Source organism: Actinopolyspora xinjiangensis, from assembly GCF_900104475.1.
Lineage (GTDB): Bacteria > Actinomycetota > Actinomycetes > Mycobacteriales > Pseudonocardiaceae > Actinopolyspora > Actinopolyspora xinjiangensis.
In genome coordinates this window covers 146,597-163,448 of sequence record NZ_FNJR01000011.1, presented here as the reverse complement: position 1 = coordinate 163,448, position 16,852 = coordinate 146,597, and the positions used below count along the sequence as shown (strand labels likewise).

Annotated in this window: 25 protein-coding genes and 1 pseudogene; 20 read left to right on the top strand and 6 right to left on the bottom strand. The window is 66.7% G+C overall.

The genetic code is table 11. The annotated features are described in order from the left end of the window. Positions 1–103: 103 nt before the first annotated feature. Positions 104–592, bottom strand: coding sequence for a MarR family winged helix-turn-helix transcriptional regulator (locus BLQ75_RS17245; protein WP_092603582.1), 489 nt, complete (start codon positions 590–592; stop codon positions 104–106). Positions 593–715: 123 nt separating this feature from the next. Between BLQ75_RS17245 and BLQ75_RS17240 the strand changes: the two genes are divergently transcribed. From BLQ75_RS17240 to BLQ75_RS24505, 3 genes are read left to right on the top strand one after another with little or no spacing between them, the layout of a single operon-like run. After that, entirely contained in the window at positions 716–2,113 is a 1,398-nt protein-coding gene (locus tag BLQ75_RS17240; RefSeq protein WP_170837544.1) for a DHA2 family efflux MFS transporter permease subunit, read from the top strand. Then, entirely contained in the window at positions 2,101–3,066 is a 966-nt protein-coding gene (locus tag BLQ75_RS17235) for a zinc-binding dehydrogenase (RefSeq protein ID WP_092603578.1), read from the top strand. Before BLQ75_RS17240 ends, BLQ75_RS17235 begins: the two co-directional genes overlap by 13 nt. Positions 3,067–3,118: 52 nt before the next feature. Next, positions 3,119–3,244: a hypothetical protein gene (locus tag BLQ75_RS24505; RefSeq protein WP_280137853.1), complete on the top strand. Its 126-nt coding sequence runs from the start codon at positions 3,119–3,121 to the stop codon at positions 3,242–3,244. A 311-nt stretch (positions 3,245–3,555) separates the two neighbouring features. On the opposite strand, the gene BLQ75_RS17230 is transcribed toward BLQ75_RS24505, so the two are convergent. Beyond that, a complete protein-coding gene (locus BLQ75_RS17230; protein WP_043570280.1) occupies positions 3,556–3,816 on the bottom strand; it encodes a Txe/YoeB family addiction module toxin in 261 nt (86 codons plus the stop codon). Continuing rightward, positions 3,813–4,064 carry a type II toxin-antitoxin system Phd/YefM family antitoxin gene (locus BLQ75_RS17225; protein ID WP_043570278.1) on the bottom strand — a complete coding sequence of 84 codons (252 nt, stop codon included), beginning with the start codon at positions 4,062–4,064 and terminating at the stop codon, positions 3,813–3,815. The genes BLQ75_RS17230 and BLQ75_RS17225 overlap by 4 nt, the downstream gene beginning before the upstream one ends. Positions 4,065–4,535: 471 nt before the next feature. Between BLQ75_RS17225 and BLQ75_RS17220 the strand changes: the two genes are divergently transcribed. Then, a complete protein-coding gene (locus tag BLQ75_RS17220) occupies positions 4,536–5,087 on the top strand; it encodes an HD domain-containing protein (protein ID WP_092603576.1) in 552 nt (183 codons plus the stop codon). Here the strand turns inward: BLQ75_RS17220 and BLQ75_RS17215 are convergent. Together BLQ75_RS17215 and BLQ75_RS17210 are read right to left on the bottom strand one after the other, a co-directional pair. Beyond that, the gene (locus BLQ75_RS17215; protein ID WP_092603574.1) at positions 5,075–5,551 is read right to left on the bottom strand and encodes an NUDIX hydrolase; all 477 of its coding nucleotides are present in this window, start codon (positions 5,549–5,551) and stop codon (positions 5,075–5,077) included. The two genes, BLQ75_RS17220 and BLQ75_RS17215, sit on opposite strands and share 13 nt — an antisense overlap. A 12-nt stretch (positions 5,552–5,563) precedes the next feature. After that, the gene (locus BLQ75_RS17210; protein ID WP_092603572.1) at positions 5,564–6,307 is read right to left on the bottom strand and encodes a helix-turn-helix domain-containing protein; all 744 of its coding nucleotides are present in this window, start codon (positions 6,305–6,307) and stop codon (positions 5,564–5,566) included. A 174-nt stretch (positions 6,308–6,481) separates the two neighbouring features. On the opposite strand from BLQ75_RS17210, the gene BLQ75_RS17205 reads away from it, so the two are divergent. Further along, positions 6,482–6,697 carry a hypothetical protein gene (locus tag BLQ75_RS17205; protein ID WP_092603570.1) on the top strand — a complete coding sequence of 72 codons (216 nt, stop codon included), beginning with the start codon at positions 6,482–6,484 and terminating at the stop codon, positions 6,695–6,697. On the opposite strand, the gene BLQ75_RS17200 is transcribed toward BLQ75_RS17205, so the two are convergent. Continuing rightward, entirely contained in the window at positions 6,691–7,023 is a 333-nt protein-coding gene (locus BLQ75_RS17200; RefSeq protein WP_092603568.1) for a helix-turn-helix domain-containing protein, read from the bottom strand. The two genes, BLQ75_RS17205 and BLQ75_RS17200, sit on opposite strands and share 7 nt — an antisense overlap. A gap of 165 nt (positions 7,024–7,188) precedes the next feature. Here BLQ75_RS17200 and BLQ75_RS17195 point away from each other — a divergent pair, with 165 nt between their 5' ends. The 15 genes and pseudogenes from BLQ75_RS17195 (at position 7,189) to BLQ75_RS17130 (ending at position 16,826) form a co-directional block, all read left to right on the top strand. Continuing rightward, positions 7,189–7,440 carry a hypothetical protein gene (locus BLQ75_RS17195; protein ID WP_092603566.1) on the top strand — a complete coding sequence of 84 codons (252 nt, stop codon included), beginning with the start codon at positions 7,189–7,191 and terminating at the stop codon, positions 7,438–7,440. 177 nt (positions 7,441–7,617) lie between these two features. Next, positions 7,618–8,427 (top strand): hypothetical protein, encoded by an 810-nt coding sequence (locus BLQ75_RS17190; RefSeq protein WP_139183015.1) that lies wholly within the window; start codon positions 7,618–7,620, stop codon positions 8,425–8,427. A gap of 32 nt (positions 8,428–8,459) precedes the next feature. Further along, positions 8,460–8,591, top strand: a pseudogene (locus BLQ75_RS24750) (NUDIX domain-containing protein); the annotation flags it as partial. Continuing rightward, complete coding sequence (locus tag BLQ75_RS24260; protein ID WP_244515658.1) at positions 8,587–8,874, top strand: NUDIX hydrolase; 288 nt, start codon at positions 8,587–8,589, stop codon at positions 8,872–8,874. The pseudogene BLQ75_RS24750 and the gene BLQ75_RS24260, both read left to right, overlap by 5 nt. A gap of 33 nt (positions 8,875–8,907) precedes the next feature. Beyond that, complete coding sequence (locus tag BLQ75_RS24255; RefSeq protein ID WP_092603562.1) at positions 8,908–9,096, top strand: hypothetical protein; 189 nt, start codon at positions 8,908–8,910, stop codon at positions 9,094–9,096. A gap of 43 nt (positions 9,097–9,139) precedes the next feature. Then, the gene (locus BLQ75_RS24250) at positions 9,140–9,367 is read left to right on the top strand and encodes a hypothetical protein (RefSeq protein ID WP_092603560.1); all 228 of its coding nucleotides are present in this window, start codon (positions 9,140–9,142) and stop codon (positions 9,365–9,367) included. Between the two features lie 48 nt (positions 9,368–9,415). Next, positions 9,416–9,586 (top strand): hypothetical protein, encoded by a 171-nt coding sequence (locus tag BLQ75_RS23580; protein ID WP_170837543.1) that lies wholly within the window; start codon positions 9,416–9,418, stop codon positions 9,584–9,586. Between the two features lie 90 nt (positions 9,587–9,676). Beyond that, the gene (locus BLQ75_RS17170; protein WP_092603558.1) at positions 9,677–10,060 is read left to right on the top strand and encodes a hypothetical protein; all 384 of its coding nucleotides are present in this window, start codon (positions 9,677–9,679) and stop codon (positions 10,058–10,060) included. After that, on the top strand, positions 10,057–10,308 hold the full coding sequence (locus tag BLQ75_RS17165; protein ID WP_092603556.1) for a hypothetical protein: 252 nt from the start codon (positions 10,057–10,059) through the stop codon (positions 10,306–10,308). The genes BLQ75_RS17170 and BLQ75_RS17165 overlap by 4 nt, the downstream gene beginning before the upstream one ends. Before the next feature lie 47 nt (positions 10,309–10,355). Beyond that, the gene (locus BLQ75_RS17160) at positions 10,356–10,532 is read left to right on the top strand and encodes a hypothetical protein (protein ID WP_211481433.1); all 177 of its coding nucleotides are present in this window, start codon (positions 10,356–10,358) and stop codon (positions 10,530–10,532) included. Continuing rightward, positions 10,529–11,443, top strand: coding sequence for a hypothetical protein (locus BLQ75_RS17155; protein WP_092603718.1), 915 nt, complete (start codon positions 10,529–10,531; stop codon positions 11,441–11,443). The genes BLQ75_RS17160 and BLQ75_RS17155 overlap by 4 nt, the downstream gene beginning before the upstream one ends. Continuing rightward, the gene (locus BLQ75_RS17150; protein ID WP_092603554.1) at positions 11,443–13,623 is read left to right on the top strand and encodes an FtsK/SpoIIIE domain-containing protein; all 2,181 of its coding nucleotides are present in this window, start codon (positions 11,443–11,445) and stop codon (positions 13,621–13,623) included. Before BLQ75_RS17155 ends, BLQ75_RS17150 begins: the two co-directional genes overlap by 1 nt. Before the next feature lie 442 nt (positions 13,624–14,065). Further along, positions 14,066–14,500: a single-stranded DNA-binding protein gene (gene ssb, locus BLQ75_RS17140; RefSeq protein ID WP_092603550.1), complete on the top strand. Its 435-nt coding sequence runs from the start codon at positions 14,066–14,068 to the stop codon at positions 14,498–14,500. A 38-nt stretch (positions 14,501–14,538) separates the two neighbouring features. Next, positions 14,539–15,483 carry a bifunctional DNA primase/polymerase gene (locus BLQ75_RS17135; protein ID WP_092603548.1) on the top strand — a complete coding sequence of 315 codons (945 nt, stop codon included), beginning with the start codon at positions 14,539–14,541 and terminating at the stop codon, positions 15,481–15,483. Between the two features lie 35 nt (positions 15,484–15,518). Continuing rightward, positions 15,519–16,826, top strand: coding sequence for a DUF3631 domain-containing protein (locus BLQ75_RS17130; protein ID WP_092603546.1), 1,308 nt, complete (start codon positions 15,519–15,521; stop codon positions 16,824–16,826). Positions 16,827–16,852 lie beyond the last annotated feature (26 nt).

Below are 16,852 nucleotides of genomic sequence, written 5' to 3'. Positions count from 1 at the left end.
ACTCCGGTGCGGAGTCAGTGAGACTTCCCCGTACACAATTTGTCCACACAGGACCTTTTGGGTGCCGCGGAGCAGCGAGCGGTTTCAGCCTGTTCACCTGTGCTTAGGCCTGGTTGAGGGTGTCACGGATGAGAGCCAGCGCCTCCACCAGCGCATTCTTCTGATCGGCGGTCAGTGGACTTGTGGTGCGTCGTTCGAGTTCGACCCAGGCGGCGCGTGCTCTGGGAACGGTTTCGCGACCGTGATCCGTCAGCGCGACAGTCGTCGCTCGCTTGTCGGTCGGGGAAGAGGAACGGACCACCAAGTCAGCCCGCTCCATCGCCTGCAGCGTGGCCGTGACGGTTGAGCGATCCCGCCCCATGTAGTGGACGAGTTCTGTCTGCGCGACCGGACCGTGTTCATCGAGATACAGCAGGACGATCTCGTGGGGCGAGACCACGCCTGCTTCCTGAAGGAGCTCGGTGCCGAGCCGGGCGTGCGCACGGGTGACTTGGAGGAGCAATGAACCAACGGGGGCACCGTCGATACTGGTACCGACGTGACGTTGCGGCTCGACTTCCGAAGCGGACCGCTGCTGGGAATTGTTCACCACGGGGACAGCCTATGAAGTTTGTTGGCATGCCAATAATTAGCTATGGTTGTTGGCGTGCCAACATCAAGGTTCGCATCCGGCCCCCCGACCTCGGAGAGAATCGACCCACAGTTACGGCGGCTGATGGGCGTACTCCTTGTGGGCGCGAGTGTGACGCTGCTCGACACCACCATCATCGGCGTCGCCATCGACGATCTCGCCCAGGACTTCGACACCTCGGTAGCCACGACCCAATGGGTCACCACCGGCTACGTGCTGGCGATGGTCGCGGTGATCACGACGATGGGCTGGTTGACCGACCGATGGGGGTGCCGACGGGTCTGGCTGGGCGCGGTGGGAGTGTTCCTGCTGGGCTCAGTTCTGTGCTCGATGGCATGGTCGATCGGAACTCTCATCACGTTCCGGATAGTGCAGGGACTCGGTGGAGGCCTGATTCTGCCGCTCGTGCAGGCGATCCTCGCCCGTGCCGCAGGGCCCCGTCGGGTGGGCCGCGTCATGGGCTATGTCGGAATCCCCGGCCAGCTGGCCCCGATGCTCGGACCGGTCCTCGGCGGACTGCTACTGGCAACGGTGGGGTGGCGGTGGATCTTCCTCGTCAACATCCCCATATGCCTGCTCGCTCTCGTCCTCGCCCACCGCCACCTCACCGACGACGACCCGCGAACACCGACCCGGCTCGACCGCGGCGGACTGGTGCTCCTGCTCCCCGCCGCCGTAGCCATCCTGTGGGGATGCACCGCGATCACCGAGAGGACCGTGGTCCCCGCACCGGCACCCCTCATGTTGTGTGTGGGAATCGTCCTGGTGAGCGCCTTCTGGCTGCACGCCCGCCGACTCGGCCACCAGGCCCTGCTCGACGTCGGCCTCTTCCGGCTTCGGAGCTTCAGCATCGCGACACTGATGATGTTCCAGTTCGGTTTCTCGCTCTACGGCAGCCTGATCCTGTTGCCGTTGTTCTACCAACGGATCCACGAGGTCGAGGTGGGCGACGTCGGACTACTGCTAGTACCGCAGGGACTGGGCACCATGGCCGCGCTGTGGCTCGCCGGACGGTGGACTCACCGGCTCGGCCCGCGACTCCTCGGCGTCCTCGGAACTCTCATGTCCGTTTCCGGGACGACCGGAATCGCAGCGAACGGCGCCTCCGCTGCCACGCCCACCCTCTCCCTATGCCTACTGCTGCTCGGAGCCGGTTTCGGCACGACCGGCGTCGCCGTCCCAAGCGTTGCTTACCGCGACGTCCCTCCAACCTCTGTTCCGCACGCCACCAGCCTGCTCAGCGTCTTGCAACGACTCGGCGCCGCTCTCGGAACCACCGTGATGGCGATCATTCTGCAACTGAACCTCGCCAGTTCGAGTACGGGCGACACCGATGCCGCGGCGGCGTTCTCCCACACGTTCTGGTGGGCCGCCACCTTCGCGGCGGCTTCCCTCGTCCCCGCTGCCCTTCTGCCCAGTCGTCCAGTCAGCCCCGACCATCATCCCCATCCCGCGAAAGGACATGACACGTGCGCGCCATAGTCGCCGACCAGCCCGGAGGCCCCGATGTGCTCCGCCCGACAACGTTGCCCGACCCCGTCCCCGGCTTCGGACAGGTCCGTATCGCCGTAGAAGTCGCCGCTATCACCTTCATCGACACGCAGATACGCTCCGGAACTTCGGTCGGCCCCCAAGTCGAGTTCCCGGCAGTGCTGGGCAACGGCGTCGCCGGACACGTCGATGCGCTCGGCGAAGACGTCGACCCCGCGTGGAAGAACGTTCTGGTCGTCACCTCCACCGGTGGCACCGGTGGCTATGCTGACCGGGCTGTCGCTCAGGAATCCGACCTGCACCGAGTTCCCGAAACCCTGGAGGCACGGGAAGCAGTAGCCCTGCTCGCCGACGGCCGCACCGCCGTAGGACTCCACTCCGCGGCGAGAATCGAACACGGGGAAGTCGTGGTGGTCACGGCCGCCGCCGGAGGCGTCGGCAGTCTCCTCGTCCAGCTCGCCGCCAAAGCCGGTGCCCACGTGATCGCACTGGCCGGATCCACGTCCAAGCTGGAACACGCGCGCGACCTCGGCGCCGACACAGTGATCAATTACCGCGGCACCGGCTGGGACAACTCGCTGGAACGAGCAGCGTCCACCGGAGTTGATGTCGTGTTCGACGGCGTCGGCGGAACCACCGGTGACGTCCTTCACCCACTGGTACGACGCGGAGGACGGTACATCACGCACGGAGCCGCCAGCGGGACCTGGACCAGCCCCGATGAGCAAGCTGCTACCTCGCGCGGAATCACCAACATCGGTTTGGACGCCATTGGCAGCACTCCCAGCGGCCTCTACGGCCTCGTGGAGGAAGCCCTTGCGCTCGGCTCGGCCAAGATCCTACGGCCCACCATCGGGCAGACGTACCCGCTCGTTGATACCGCGCAGGCCCATTCCGACATCGCCGCCCGTACCACGATCGGAAAGACCCTCCTCATCCCGTGACTCACGGGCTTACCCGTCTCCAACTACGGAGAACAACCGGCCCAACGCCGGGGTGGAGCCTCCTCGGGTCGCCGAGTGGGCCGGACACAGCGTGCGGGTGCTCCTGGAGATCTACGCCAAGTGTCTCGACAGCGGGGAGCAGCTCGCGCGCCAGCGAGTCGAGCAGGCGCTGCGTTGAGAACGTACGTGCACTGTACGTAGAGGCCCGGTGTCGGCCGGGCAGGCCCGGGGACAACCGGGCACGAACGAAAACCGCCCCCTGTCCTGGCTTCGCAGGTCAGAGGGCGGTTTCCCTGGTGTGCCGGGTAGAGGATTCGAACCTCTGAAGCGTAACGCGGCTGATTTACGGGCTGCCTGACGGACTGGCTTTCACCAGAGAGCTTTCACTTCGAGAAGACCATCCGGACGTGTACTTGGCGCACGCTCTCTCGTTCTCCGCTCACAGTGATCCGTTCGCCCCCCCCCGAGGAGTTCGGTAAGCGGACAGTCTCAGCTACCGTAGTGGTATCGGCAGGCGGCGATACGAAGCTCGTCATCGCTGATCTTGTACACGAGCCGATGTTCGTCGGTGATCCGACGGGACCAGTACCCCTGGAATCCGTACTTGAGGGGTTCGGGCTTGCCGATACCCTCGTTCCCGTTGCGCTGGATGTCCTTGATCAGTGTGTTGATGCGTTTGAGGACCTTGCGGTCCTGAGTCTGCCACCAGACATAGTCGTCCCAGGCAACCTCATCCCAGACAAGCTTCACTCGTCCAAGTCCCTCACGATGCCGTTACCGCTTTCCAGCCGATCGATGGAACCCAGCAGCCGACGGGCGTTCTCGGGACTCTTGAGCAGGTAGGCGGTCTCACGCAGCGATTCGTAGTCGTCGAGAGCGACCATGACCACCGGTTCGTGACCGGCCCGAGTGATAACCACCTCCTCCCGGTCATCGGTGACGCTGTCGAGCGTCTCGGCATAGCGCGCTCGCGATTCCGAGTACGACATGGTCCTCATGACCCACCTCCTTGCGTACAAAAAACTGTACGTATCCGGCGCGAGGAGACGCAACCCGAGGTCGCAGAGCAGAACGGGTACAGCCTCCACGTTCTGCTCGGTGTCTGTTCGAAGTGCCTCGACGGTGGTGAACAGGAGGCTCGTGCGCGGGCCGATCGCGCGCTCCGGTGAACCTTGGCCAGAGATTGGCCACTGAAGACCGGGGGGCTCCGGGGACAACCGGGCACGAACGAAAACCGCCCCCTGTCCTGGCTTCGCAGGTCAGAGGGCGGTTTCCCCGGTGTGCCGGGTAGAGGATTCGAACCTCTGAAGCGTAACGCGGCTGATTTACAGGCTGTCTGCCGGGCCCGTCCCCACCTGCGATTTCCCACTACGAAAAGACCATTTGGGCGTGTATTTGGCGCACGCTCTCTCGCAGCCCCCCGCTCGCAGTAACCCGTTCGGAACCCGAGGAAGGTAGCGTGAGCCCACATGGAGCTTGTTCAACGAGCCGCCGAAGTAGCCGAGTCATTCGTGAAGCCGCTGGGCCGCCGGTGGTTCCACGTTCAAGCTGTAGCAGCGCGAGCCGAAGAGCTGCGGGACGCCGTGCCCTCCGAGGAGCGAGACATCCTCGTGGCAGCGGCATGGCTCCATGACATCGGCTACGCCCCCGAGATAGCGCATACCGGGTTCCACCCACTCGACGGCGCCCGCTATCTCCGCGACCAGGAGTGGCCAGACACGATCGTCAATCTGGTGGCCCACCACTCCGGAGCACGCTTCGAAGCCGAGGAGCGTGACATTGGTCACAAGCTCAGTGAGTTTCCGTTCGAGGACTCACCGCTGCTGGACGCACTGGTCGCCGCCGACCTGACTACGGGGCCAGCGGGTGAGCGCTTGAGCTACAACGAGCGTATGGACGAGATCCTGAGCCGCTATGCCCCCGGCGATCCGGTGCACCGGACGTGGACCAGAGCGCGTCCGGTCATCGCCGAAGCCGTCGGGCGAGCCGAGCGTAGGCTCGCCGAGGCTCAACCGAGGTGAGGCTGCGTCCTCGTCTCGTCGAGGGCATCGTCGATCCGACGCCGCATCGACGAGTGGATCGTCAGCTGGTCGAGGTCCGTTGGGGAAACCCAGCGGACCTCTTTCGTTTCGCTGCCGTCCTGGCGCGGTGAGCCACCGACCCATTTCGCTGCGAAGCACAGCGAGAACTGCTGGCGCACCTCGCCGTCGTCGTAGGCCATGACGTGCCGCGGATCGGTGTAGGTGCCGACGAGTCCGGTCACCTCGATAGCGAGCCCCGTTTCCTCGCGGACCTCACGTACAACCGTGTCGATGATGCTCTCGCCCGCGTCGTGCCCGCCTCCAGGCAGGGCCCACAGACCGTTGTCGACCTTGTGGATGAGCAGGATGTCGCCTTGCTCGTTGCGGATCGCCGCTGTCACCGAGGGCACCACCGAATTCGGTTTCGGTGCGTTCGGGTCGTCGAAGTAGTCCACGCGTGCCACGCCGCTGTCCTCCTAGGCAGGTTCGGGCGTTGCCTGTTCCCAGACTCGCTCGAAGGATTTCATGTAGTGCTGCCACATCAACCCGCCGTCCAGGCGGCGAAGGTGCATCACCGGGTTCTGGCCAGCCAATGAGCCGTACGCATGGCCGTTGACGAGCAGTTGGTCGTCGAAGCGGTAGAACGAGTTGTAGAGAATCGTGCTGTGCGTGCGTACGTCGACACCGTTGAGCCCGGAGATTTCCGCCAAGTAGCGGCGCATCATCTGAATACGGCCTTCGAGTCCGCCACTGGTGCCTTCCTCCATCGCGCGCTGAATCACCGTCGAGGAGGACTCGTCACCCACGAGGAAGCGAAACCGGACACCCTGCTCGACCTTGCGTCGCACGATGGGCAGGATGTTGTGCTGCTCGACGAGGAACTGCCCGGAGAAGACCAGCACATCCATCTGTTGCTCTATACCGGCTATCAGCTCGTTCCACAACGAGAAGGGCACCGCGGAGCGGGTCGGATACAGCTGGACCAACTCGGTCTCGCTGGCCGGATGAGTGTGCGGATCGTCGGCTAGCTGCGGCCACAGGTGAACCTCGTCCACGCTGAGCAGCCTTGCTACCGCTTTCCTCGTGGAGCGGTGCGGTTTGCGGTTCTCGTGGGTGATCCACCGCTCGACTGTCTTGCGATCAACTCCGAGCTTCTCGGAAACGTCCTCAACCGTCAGCCCGGAGGCACTCAAAGCTGCACGTAAGCGCTCATTCGCCAAGTTAGCTCCTGCAAGAGAGGACGTTTCAGGGACGATTCGGGACGTTATCGGGCTGCTGAGACGTCTGCAAGCGCCCGGAAAAAGCCGTGGGAGTGTCCTTTTCGTACCGGTGAAATGAAGCCATGACCGAGACAGCGAGCCGACATGGGCGGTTCGGAACGGAGGGTGCGAGTCATGGCGAAGCAGTCACCGATGCCCATGCCGATGCCGGGTGGCGGGGGCAAGCTCGGAAAGATCATTGGTGTGTTGGCCGCACTGGCTGTATTGACGCTGGTGGTCAAGCAGCCAGTGCAGGCAGCTCAGATCGTGAACAGTGGTTTCTCGGCGTTAGGGGCTGTGGTCGATGGCTTCGCCGCGTTCTTCATGAGGGTCGCTCAAGGGACTCAGTGATCCTTTTCGAGAGCGGCTACCCGTTGACGCAGTTCGGCGAGTTCTTCCCTGACCTCGCGCAGAGCATCGAGGGCAGGACCGGCCGTAGGTTCATTAGCGTCTTCGCCTTCGGCGAGCTTCGCGAGGTAGTCCGACGGCCAGCGCAGTCCTTCGGAGATGGCAGCCAGCAACCGGGCACTGCGACGTCGCGGGTTCTTGTTGTGCTGCAGCTCGCGCAGCGTGGCCACGGAGACACCGGAGCGCGTAGCCAGCTCCTGCTGACTGAGGTCCAACTCCTCCATTCGAGTGTTAATCGCCTCGGCGACCGCCTGCCAGTCCCTAGTCATCAGCTCTCCCCATAACCGCGTATACCTGCGCAAATCCTAGCGCCTACGTGTCGCTTGGTCACCCAGAGAACTCCCAAGTCGGCCCACAAGTTCCAGCTAGCGCTTGCATTACCGCGATTTTTAGCGCAAACTTAAGCGCGAACACGTCGAGGAGGTTCAAAGCCAATGAAGTTCAACCGAAGCACCAGCCTTGTGACCGAGGTGCTGGATGGTGAGGAGCTCGCTGCCACGGAGTCGCCGCTGGAGGACTGGGACCGGCTTGCGGTGCTGGCGTACTGGCATCGGGTGGTGGTGGATGAGGTGGGCGAGGTCGTCGAGGAAGCGGAGACGGTTCCGGAGGGGCCTGTTGCTGAGGTGGTTTCGCTGGGTTCGCGCCGGTCAGGGGCTTTCCCTTGGGTGAGTGAGGAGGTCGCCTGATGCTTCAGCAGCCCTGACTTTCTGAGTCCGTTTTCGGTCTTCTTTTCGAGTTTTCGTTTTCTGGTGTGAGGGGACGTGTGTCTGATGGGTGCGGGTTCGGTGCCGTTGGGGGTTGATTTTTCGGGTCAGGTGCGGATCACCACGGGTGAGAATCGGACGGGGAATGGGTACAGCGAGGTGGTACTGACCAGCGGTCAGATCGACTGGTGGGCTCAGGAGTACTTCGGCCGGTTCGCCTGTTTCGGCTTGTCCGGGGCGGTCGCGTCCTACACCGGTTGGCCGGTGCTCGTGGTCGAGGCTCAGTACTCCGACGGGACGTGGCACCCGGTTCATTCGGCCGCGCGGACGCCCGGTGACACCGTGCTGGAGATCTTCGGTGACACGTTCGTCGAGTCGATGCTGGCGCGCTACCGCGAGGCGCTCGACGCTCCGGTGCGACCCCGGCTGATGCCCAGTTCGGACCTGCCCGGTGCCGTGATCAGCGGAATGCAGCGTCATCGGGGCGATGACCTGTGGTGGGCCCGGGAGCTGCCCAAGGCCGCGCTGGCGGCGTATGAGCACTTCGCCCGGCTGCTGCTCACCCGGCATGGCTATGGCCACTATCTGCCCGCCTCCCTCCCGGCTCCCGGCACACCACCCGCAGCACACCAGCCAGCACCCACCCGCGGGGCGACCAGCCACCCAGACGCCGCCCCGTCACCACCGTCGTCAGGAGGTTCTACCGCCATGTCCGGTATCGACGAGATCCGCCACGCGCTGCTGAGCAGCACCGAGAAGAGCCGCTACGCCCAGGGAGCGCTGGCCCAGGCGATCGACGAGATCGAACAGATCACCCAACTGCTCCAGCAGGCCGCCGGAAGCAGTACCCAGCCCGCCATTCAGGAGGCCACCGGCACCTATGCCCGCGCTCGGGACGAGCTGGAGCAGTTGCGGGGACTGCTGCACACCGGGGCCGAGGCCATCGAGTCCTACGCCAGCCAGCTGTGACCACTACCCGCCGAGCACGAAAGGACCTTGCCATGACCGAAACGACCGGGGCGCACCTGACCACCGACCTCGTGGTCACCGCCGAGGAGTGCGTGCTGCTCATCCGCCGCGACTGGCCCCCGTACCAGGGACACCTGGCCCTACCCGGCGGCTACGTCGATGACGGCGAACGGTTCCGCGACGCGGCGGTTCGCGAACTCGGCGAGGAAACCGGGCTGGACACCCCCCGCCGGCGCACTGACACGCCTGGGCATCTACGACCACCCCGACCGCGACCCCCGAGGCCGAGTGATCTCGGTGGCCTACCACCTCGCCCTGCCCCGCCGGGCCGCGCTCCAGGCCGGAGACGACGCCCGCGACGCCGCCTGGCACTCCCTGAACGCGCTGCACACGGCAGACCTCGCGTTCGACCACGCCCACATCCTGCACGACGCCGGACTGACCTGACCCACCACACACCGACCAGGAAGGACACCGACCGTGCCGCACATCATCGACACCCCACGGATCCCCTGCCCCCGCTGCGCCGAGCAGGGCCGTTCCCCGGCCACCGGGGTGTGGCGGTGGGCCATCGCCGACGACGGCGAGAACACCGACCCCACCTGCACCGTCTGCGGGTTCTACGCCGGATTCAGCGAGCCCACACCCATCCCGCCGACACCGAACTGAACCTGTCCAGCACCGACGAGCGAGAAGAGACAAGGAGCGAACCATGGGTCTGTTCAACAAGAAATCCCAGCCGGGCACGTCCGAACCGGTCCGGGACACGCAGGTGCGGCGCCTGGTGGCCGCGATGGAGGAGGACTACGACGCGGCGATGTGCATCGACCGCCCCAACGGCGAACAGCTCTTCCGGCAGGCCGAAGCCGCATTGAACGCGGCTAAACGCAACAGCAGCAACGCCGAAATCCAGGAAGCCCGCCGCCGCAGCAAGCAGTGACCCCGCCCCGACCCTCACCGACCGTCAGCACGAAACGGAGGACGAGCAATGCGCAGGAACGACAAGCAGGAGAAGAAGGCCGCCATCGACGAGTACAGGCAGGCCAAGGCCGAACTCGACCGGATCAGCCGCCGTGACGGGTACGAGTCCGACGACTACCTGACCGCCAACCAACGAGTGGCCGAGGCCGCCGAGCACGTGCCCTGGTACCGCCGCTGACCCCGCCCCGGCCCGGCAGCAATCCGACCAAGAACCGCCTGCCGGGCCGGGTTCCCACCGCTCCGTCAGGAATCACGGAAGGAAGTCCCCATGCTAGAGACCATCACTTGTGTTGTCGCCCTCTGCGACGAGTGCGGTCGCCAGTTCGGCGAGGACGGCGAAGGTGTGCTGTATCTGCCGTCGCCCCGTGAGCTGCGGCAGCTCATCACCAACACCGAGCTGCCCGACGAGTACCGCTGGAGCATCGGCGACGACGGGCGGATCACCTGCCACCTGTGCCGCTTGACGTGGTCCTGCGCCCTCTCCGGGCACGACTGGGGCGCGTGGCGGTTGTGCCTGTGCTCGGGCGACCGCCACCCCGCCACGCCGGGGTACTGGTGTGGCCACCAGCACCGCATGTGCCTGCGCTGTGACCAGCACGAATTCCAGCAGATCGCCCGCATCGCCCGCACCGCTGGGGGTGAAGCGGCATGAGCACCGGCAACGTCTCGCGCACCGCGCCCGCACCCTGTCGTCCCGAGACGATCCCCGCGCCCCGAGGGGCCGAGCCCGGCCGGGGCCTGCCGATCGGGCTGGTGCTCGACCTGGTGGGCCTGCTGGAGCAGTGGGGCTATCCCACCACCACCGCCTGCGAGTGCGCCCAGCACCTGGCCGAACACCTCACCGAGCCCACCGACACCACCCCGTCCACCGGACCCGCGAAGGGAGGGGATGCGGCGTGACGTCGATGGATTATCTGAGTGCTTACACGGCGCCTCGTGCTTTCTTAGTGGGTTTGTTGTTCCTGGTGGTGGTGGCGTTGCGGTTCCCGGCTGTGGTGATGGCCATCGCGGTGCGGGTCTGTGACCGCGCTACCGAGCGGTTGTTGGCTGTCGGGAATCGCATTCCCCCGACCCCGGCCGCCTCGTCGTCTGCTCGTGCCGGGCGAGGGGGTGAGTGGCGGTGAGTGCTCCCACGGTGAATGCGCGTAGTGCGTATCCGATCAGTGTTGAGGAGTTGATGCCGCAGGCGCGTGAGTTGGCCGGGCGGCTCGGGCAGACCCCGTCGCGGAATCGGTTGATGAGCGAGTTCCGTATCGGTGCCCGCAAGGCCACGACGGTGCGGGCTCAGCTCGACAGCGAGTCGGAGACCGCCGGGTCCGCCGGTGCGGACCAGTCCGTCCAGCAACCTGTCCAGCCCGAGCCGGGCGAGTCCGCGCCGGGGGTTGATATCGACGAGACCGACAGCGACTCGCTCCCGTCTGAGGAGCCCCTCACCCACGAAACCGAGACTACGGAGGACGCGGAAGCAGATCCGGACTCAAGCCCCAGCGAGACCTCCGAGGAAGCCGAGGAGGCTGCGTCGGCCTCGGAGCAGGACACACCAGTCGCGAACCCAGAACCGGGCGAGCGGTCCGCACCGGCCAGCACGGCTCGTGTCCCGGCGGCGTGGCCGGTGCTGCTGCTGGCGTTGCCCGCGTTCGTGGCGATCTGGTCCGGCTGGGTCGGGCTGGGATCGCTGACCGGGTTCGGGGTAGTCCACCCCCTGCCGGGCATCTGGGACTCGCTGCGGATCAACACGGCGATCACGTTGCCGATCGGGGTGGAGACCTACGCCGCCTACGCCCTGCGGGTGTGGCTGTCCGGCCGGGTACCGGCCCAGGCCCGCCGGTTCGCGAAATGGTCCGCGTTGGGTTCGCTGGCGTTGGGAGGCGCCGGGCAGGTGGCCTACCACCTGATGACCGCCGCCGGGATGACCCACGCCCCGTGGCCGATCACCACCGCCGTGTCGTGTCTGCCCGTGGCCGTGCTGGGCATGGGCGCTGCCTTGACCCACCTGCTGCACAGCAGCCCCGAGCGTGAGCGGGAGGCCCACTGATGACCGACCACACTCACCACGTACACACCGAGACCGCCGATGCTGAGCACGCGCGGGTGTATGCCTTCCCCACCGCGACCGGCGGGCAGGCAGAACCCACGGATCCCTCGGAGGTGCTCGAGGCCGAACTGGTCGACGACACCACCACGCCGAGCCCGGTGGACCAGCCGGACACGCCAGGCACCGAACCCGCTCGATCAGCGTCGGAGTCGGTGGCGTGGCGTCCGGTGCTTCCGACCTGGCTGTCGGATCGCGAGGAGTTTCGGGAAGCCACCCGGTGGGCACTGGCCTACGTAGGCCACAGCGCGGCGTATCACGCGGTGCGCTGCCCAGTGTATGTGGCCCGTGTGCTGGCTCGGGTGCCGCACGGCTCGTGGCGGCTGCTCCAGGGCTTGGTCCGGTGGGTCACCGACGCCGAAGGGCGCCCGGTGCGGCACGCGGCGGCGCGTCGTGAAGACGCCAGCGAATATCTGAAGCTGGCCACCCAGCGGGACGGGCGGGTGCGTGCCCGCTCGGTGGTGGCCTGCGGGCTGAGTGTGGCCGGTGTCGCGGCCGTGCTGACCGGACACGCACTGCTGCCCGCGCTGGCCGAATGGGCGGTGGTGGCCACCGCCGTGGCCGGGCTGGGCTGGCTGGGCGCTCCGGCCGATCAGCCGGTCGTCTCGCGGGCGGTCGAATCGACCAAGGCCCCGAAACTGACCAGCAACATCGTCGAGACCGCCCTGGCCTCGCTGGGCATTTCCCAGATCAACCAGGCCCTGGCCAAAGGCGGCTCGGGCATCGGGTTCCCGAAACCGATCAGCCGCGACGGCAAAGGCTGGCGCGCCGATGTGGACCTGCCGCCCGGCGCCACCCCCGGCGACGTGCTGGAACGCCGAGGCAAGCTCGCCTCCGGTCTGCGCCGCCCGGTCGGCTGTGTCTGGCCGGAATCCGACCCGTCCGAACACGCCGGGCGGCTCGTGCTCTGGGTCGGTGACAAAGACATGCGCAAGGCCAAACAACCCACGTGGCCGCTGCGCAACGGCTCAGCGGTGGATTTGTTCCAGCCACAACCGTTCGGCACCAACCAGCGCGGCCGCTGGGTGGATCTGACCCTGATGTTCGTGTCGGTGGCCATCGGCTCGATCCCCCGCATGGGCAAGACCTTCGCCCTGCGCGAGCTGCTGCTGATCGCCGCCCTGGACCCTCGCGCCGAGCTGCACACCTACGACCTGAAAGGCACCGGCGACCTCGACCCGCTGGAAAAGGTCACCCACCGGCACGGGGTCGGCGACGAACCCGAGGAAATCGAAGCGGCCCTGACCGACATGCGCGGACTGCGCGACGAGCTGCGCCGCCGGGCACGCCTGATCCGTGATCTGGCCAAGAAAGGCCAGTGCCCGGAAAACAAGGTCACCCCCGAGCTGGCCAACAAGACCAGCCTCGGGCTGCACCCGATCGTGATCGGGGTGGACGAATGCCAGGTGTGGTTCGAACACGACCAGCACGGCGACGAACTCGAAGACATCTGCACCGACCTCGTCAAACGCGGCCCCGCCCTGGGCATCGTGCTGATCCTGGCCACCCAACGCCCTGACGCCAAAAGCCTGCCCACCGGCATCAGCGCCAACGTCTCCACCCGGTTCTGCCTCAAAGTCCAAGGGCAGACCGAAAACGACATGGTGCTGGGCACCTCGAAATACAAACAGGGCGTGCGGGCCACCACCTTCGCCTGGGAAGACAAGGGCATCGGCTACCTCGTCGGGGAAGGCGCCGACGCCGACATCGTGCGCACCGTCGCCGGACTCGACGGGCCCACCTCGGAAAAAATCGCCGCCCACGCCCGCACCCTGCGCCACCACGCCGGAACACTGTCCGGCCACGCCATCGGCCAAGCCCCCGAACCCGACGAGACCCGCCGCGACACGCTGCTGGAAGACATCCTCACCGTCGTGCCCGAGACCGAAAAGAAGGTCTGGAACGAACGCGTCATCCCCAGGCTGGTCGAACTGCGCCCCGAGGCCTACGGCACCTACAGCAAAGCCGAAGACCTCACCGCCGCCCTGAAACGCCACGACATCCACACCGGCCAAGTCTGGGGCACCACCGACGACGGCAAAGGCGCCAGCCGCATCGGCATCACCCGCGCCGACATCGCCAAAACAGTCGCACAACGTAACCGACGTGGGGAAGCGAGCTAGACCTCGCCACGCCTCTAGACCTAGAGACAGCAGCTTCTAGGTCTAGAGGCCCCACTAGACACCTCTCTCCGCAATGACCAGCGCCCTAGCCCCTAGAGGCGCCCAGACCAACACGTCCCACACCCCCGAAAGAAACCCGCATGACCCCCACCCTCAGCGCTCTAGCCACCCTCGCCCTCCCCGCCCTGCCAATCACCCTCAGTTATGTCGCCACGTGTGTACTCCAGCCATTCAAGACCTGCCGCGCCTGCCACGGCACCGGCACACTCCGCTCCCCACTGATCAACACCACCCGACTCTGCCCCCACTGCCACGCCACCGGACTACGCCTCCGCCTCGGACGCCACCTCTACAACCACACCCGCCGCCTAACCCACCGCCGCAACCACCACTGAACCCCAACACCACCAGCACACGGCAACACCCCAGAAAGGACACAGCCATGCCAGGACTGCCCGAGGTCACCGTCGCCGGAACGCTGACCGCCGACCCCGAGATCAAATACCTCGATTCCGGGGTGTGCGTCGCCAACTTCACCGTGGCCGCCAACGAACGGCGATTCGACAAGGACGCAGGCCAGTGGGTCGACGCCTCGGCCACCTTCCTGCGGTGCCAACTCTGGCGCCAGGAAGCCGAACACGCCGTCGAATCGCTGTCGAAAGGCGACCGCGTGCTGGTCACCGGAGCACTGAAACAGCGCTCCTGGGAAACCGAGCACGGCGAGAAACGCACCGTCATGGAACTCGCGGTCACCGAGATCGGCGCGTCGCTGAAGTTCGCCACCGCCACCATCCGCAAAACCCACCGCGACACCCCCACCAGCAGCAGCGGCCCCACCAGAGCGAGCACCGGCCTCTCCACCGAGCCCCCGTTCTGAGCCCCCTCCTCGGCGTTGACGAAAGGACGTGACCAGTGATGAGTACCGCCGACCAGCTCCGCCGCTCCGCCCGCGAGATCACCGACGACCACCGTTGGCCCGTGTTCCCGCTCGTTCCGAACGGGAAACGCCCGGCGCTGCACGGGCGTGACGACTGCCCCGGCACCGGCCCCTGCACCGACGGGCACGCCGGATGGGAACACCGCGCCACCACCGAGGCACACGTGATCGACCGGTGCTGGTCACATGATGCCTACAACATCGCCGTAGCCACCGGTCCCGCCGGGCTCGTGGTCCTCGACCTCGACGTGGCCAAGCCCGGCGAGCCCGTCCCGGACCGCTGGAGCATGGTGGGGGTCAGCACCGGTGCCGACGTGCTGGAGCACCTGGCCCACCGGGTAGGCGAGACACTTCCGCCCACCTACACCGTGCGCACTCCCAGCGGGGGGTGGCACCTCTACTACCGCGCCCCCGCCGGATCCCAGTACCGCAACACCGCGGGAACGCTCGGGTGGCTGGTCGACACCCGCGCGCACGGTGGCTACGTCGTCGCCCCCGGCTCGACCCTTCCCGACGGGGCTTACGAGCTCCACGACGACCGCGAGCCGGTCGAACTGCCCGGATGGTTGGCCCAGCGGCTCGCACCCAGCCCGTCTGTGGCCGAGTCAGCGCCGCGTGAGATCGCCTCCACACACCGCTCCGGCTACCTCAAGGCCGCACTCGACGCCGAGACCCAACGAGTGCGACAGGCCCAGCCAGGCACCCGCAACCGCAACCTGTTCCTGGCCGCCTGCGCCCTCGGCCAACTCGTCGCCGGAGGCGCCCTCACCAAGGCCGAGGTCTACCGCATGCTCCAGCACGCCAGCCAGCACCACATCACCGCCGGGGCCTACACCCCCGCCCAACGCGATCGCACCATCACCTCCGGACTGACCACCGGAGCACAACGGCCCCGGCACCTGGCCGACCACGACGCCGCATGACTGACCCAGTCCCCGACCACGGAAACGAGCCATCCATGACCGACTCCGAACCCGCGGCCACCACCCACGGCGAGGCGCTGCTCGACGAGCTGCACGCGGCCCTGACCCGCTACGTCGTGCTTCCCAGCCCTGAAGCCACCGACGCCGTGGTGCTGTGGATCGCCGCCAGCCACGCCCAACCCGCCTGGGCCCACGCACCCCGGCTGGTCATCCGAGGACCGGCCAAACGCTGCGGCAAATCGAGGCTGGTCGACATCATCGAAGCCACCTGCCACGACCCGTTCCTGACCGTGAACTCCTCCCCCTCGGCGGTGTACCGCAGCATCACCGACGACCCACCCACCATGTTGGTCGATGAGGCAGACACCATCTTCGGCGCCAAGGCCGACGGCAACGAAGATCTCCGCGGGCTGCTCAACGCCGGACACCAGCGCAACCGGCCCGCCAAACGCTACGACGCCGCCAGCAACCAGGTGGAGTCCATCCCGACCTTCGCGATGGCGGCTTTGGCCGGGATCGGGGCGATGCCCGACACCATCGAGGATCGCGCGGTGGTGCTGCACATGCGGCGCCGTGCCCCGGGCGAGACCGTCTCGCCCTACCGGCACCGCCGCGACCGGCCCCACCTCAGCCAGCTCGCCGACCAGCTCACCCAGTGGCTGCGCGGCGACATGCGCCACCTCGAACACGCCGAACCCACCCTGCCGGTCGAAGACCGCGCGGCCGACACGTGGGAGCCGCTGATCATCGTCGCCGACCACGCCGGAGGAAGCTGGCCCGACCGCGCCCGCGAGGCCGCCCGCGTGCTGCTGGCCGAAGCCGACCAGCAGGACCAGGAATCGCTGACCGTGCGGCTGCTCACCGACTGCCGCACCGCCATCGGCGACCACGCGGCCGTGACCACCCGATACCTGCTGGACCAGCTCAACAACGACGCCGAAGCCCCCTGGCACGAACAGGGCCAGCACGGCCTCACCGCCTCCCGCCTCGCCCGACTCCTGGGCGAATTCGGCATCAAAAGCGCCAACACCCGCTTCCCCGACGGAAGCCAAGCCAAAGGCTACCGGCGGGCCGACTTCCTCGACGCCTGGAACCGCTACTGCCCACCCCCCGCCACAGAACCGTCCCAGCCGTCCCAAGCGTCCCACCCCAGCGCACAGCGGGACAGCACAACCCACTGGGACGACCCAAGCCGTCCCAGCGACACCGAACCATCACCCGGCCAACCAACCGAGTGGGACGGCACAACCCGTCCCAACCCACCCAGCCGTCCCAGCCTGACCAGCATCGGGACGCCTGGGACGACCGGGACGACCCACCGGCACGACCAAGGTGCGGCCTGATTCGGAGTCATCGCTTCCACACAGAA

What these genes read in the sequence shown, in the direction of transcription:
- BLQ75_RS17130 (WP_092603546.1), top strand. Translation starts at nt 15,519, where the DNA reads ATGACCGACTCCGAACCCGCGGCCACCACCCACGGCGAGGCGCTGCTC.
- BLQ75_RS17165 (WP_092603556.1), top strand. Translation starts at nt 10,057, where the DNA reads ATGAGCACCGGCAACGTCTCGCGCACCGCGCCCGCACCCTGTCGTCCC.
- BLQ75_RS17200 (WP_092603568.1), bottom strand. Translation starts at nt 7,023, where the DNA reads ATGACTAGGGACTGGCAGGCGGTCGCCGAGGCGATTAACACTCGAATG.
- BLQ75_RS17150 (WP_092603554.1), top strand. Translation starts at nt 11,443, where the DNA reads ATGACCGACCACACTCACCACGTACACACCGAGACCGCCGATGCTGAG.
- BLQ75_RS23580 (WP_170837543.1), top strand. Translation starts at nt 9,416, where the DNA reads ATGCGCAGGAACGACAAGCAGGAGAAGAAGGCCGCCATCGACGAGTAC.
- BLQ75_RS17205 (WP_092603570.1), top strand. Translation starts at nt 6,482, where the DNA reads ATGGCGAAGCAGTCACCGATGCCCATGCCGATGCCGGGTGGCGGGGGC.
- BLQ75_RS17240 (WP_170837544.1), top strand. Translation starts at nt 716, where the DNA reads ATGGGCGTACTCCTTGTGGGCGCGAGTGTGACGCTGCTCGACACCACC.
- BLQ75_RS24260 (WP_244515658.1), top strand. Translation starts at nt 8,587, where the DNA reads ATGACGGCGAACGGTTCCGCGACGCGGCGGTTCGCGAACTCGGCGAGG.
- ssb (WP_092603550.1), top strand. Translation starts at nt 14,066, where the DNA reads ATGCCAGGACTGCCCGAGGTCACCGTCGCCGGAACGCTGACCGCCGAC.
- BLQ75_RS17225 (WP_043570278.1), bottom strand. Translation starts at nt 4,064, where the DNA reads ATGAGGACCATGTCGTACTCGGAATCGCGAGCGCGCTATGCCGAGACG.
- BLQ75_RS17195 (WP_092603566.1), top strand. Translation starts at nt 7,189, where the DNA reads ATGAAGTTCAACCGAAGCACCAGCCTTGTGACCGAGGTGCTGGATGGT.
- BLQ75_RS24250 (WP_092603560.1), top strand. Translation starts at nt 9,140, where the DNA reads ATGGGTCTGTTCAACAAGAAATCCCAGCCGGGCACGTCCGAACCGGTC.
- BLQ75_RS17220 (WP_092603576.1), top strand. Translation starts at nt 4,536, where the DNA reads ATGGAGCTTGTTCAACGAGCCGCCGAAGTAGCCGAGTCATTCGTGAAG.
- BLQ75_RS17170 (WP_092603558.1), top strand. Translation starts at nt 9,677, where the DNA reads ATGCTAGAGACCATCACTTGTGTTGTCGCCCTCTGCGACGAGTGCGGT.
- BLQ75_RS17135 (WP_092603548.1), top strand. Translation starts at nt 14,539, where the DNA reads ATGAGTACCGCCGACCAGCTCCGCCGCTCCGCCCGCGAGATCACCGAC.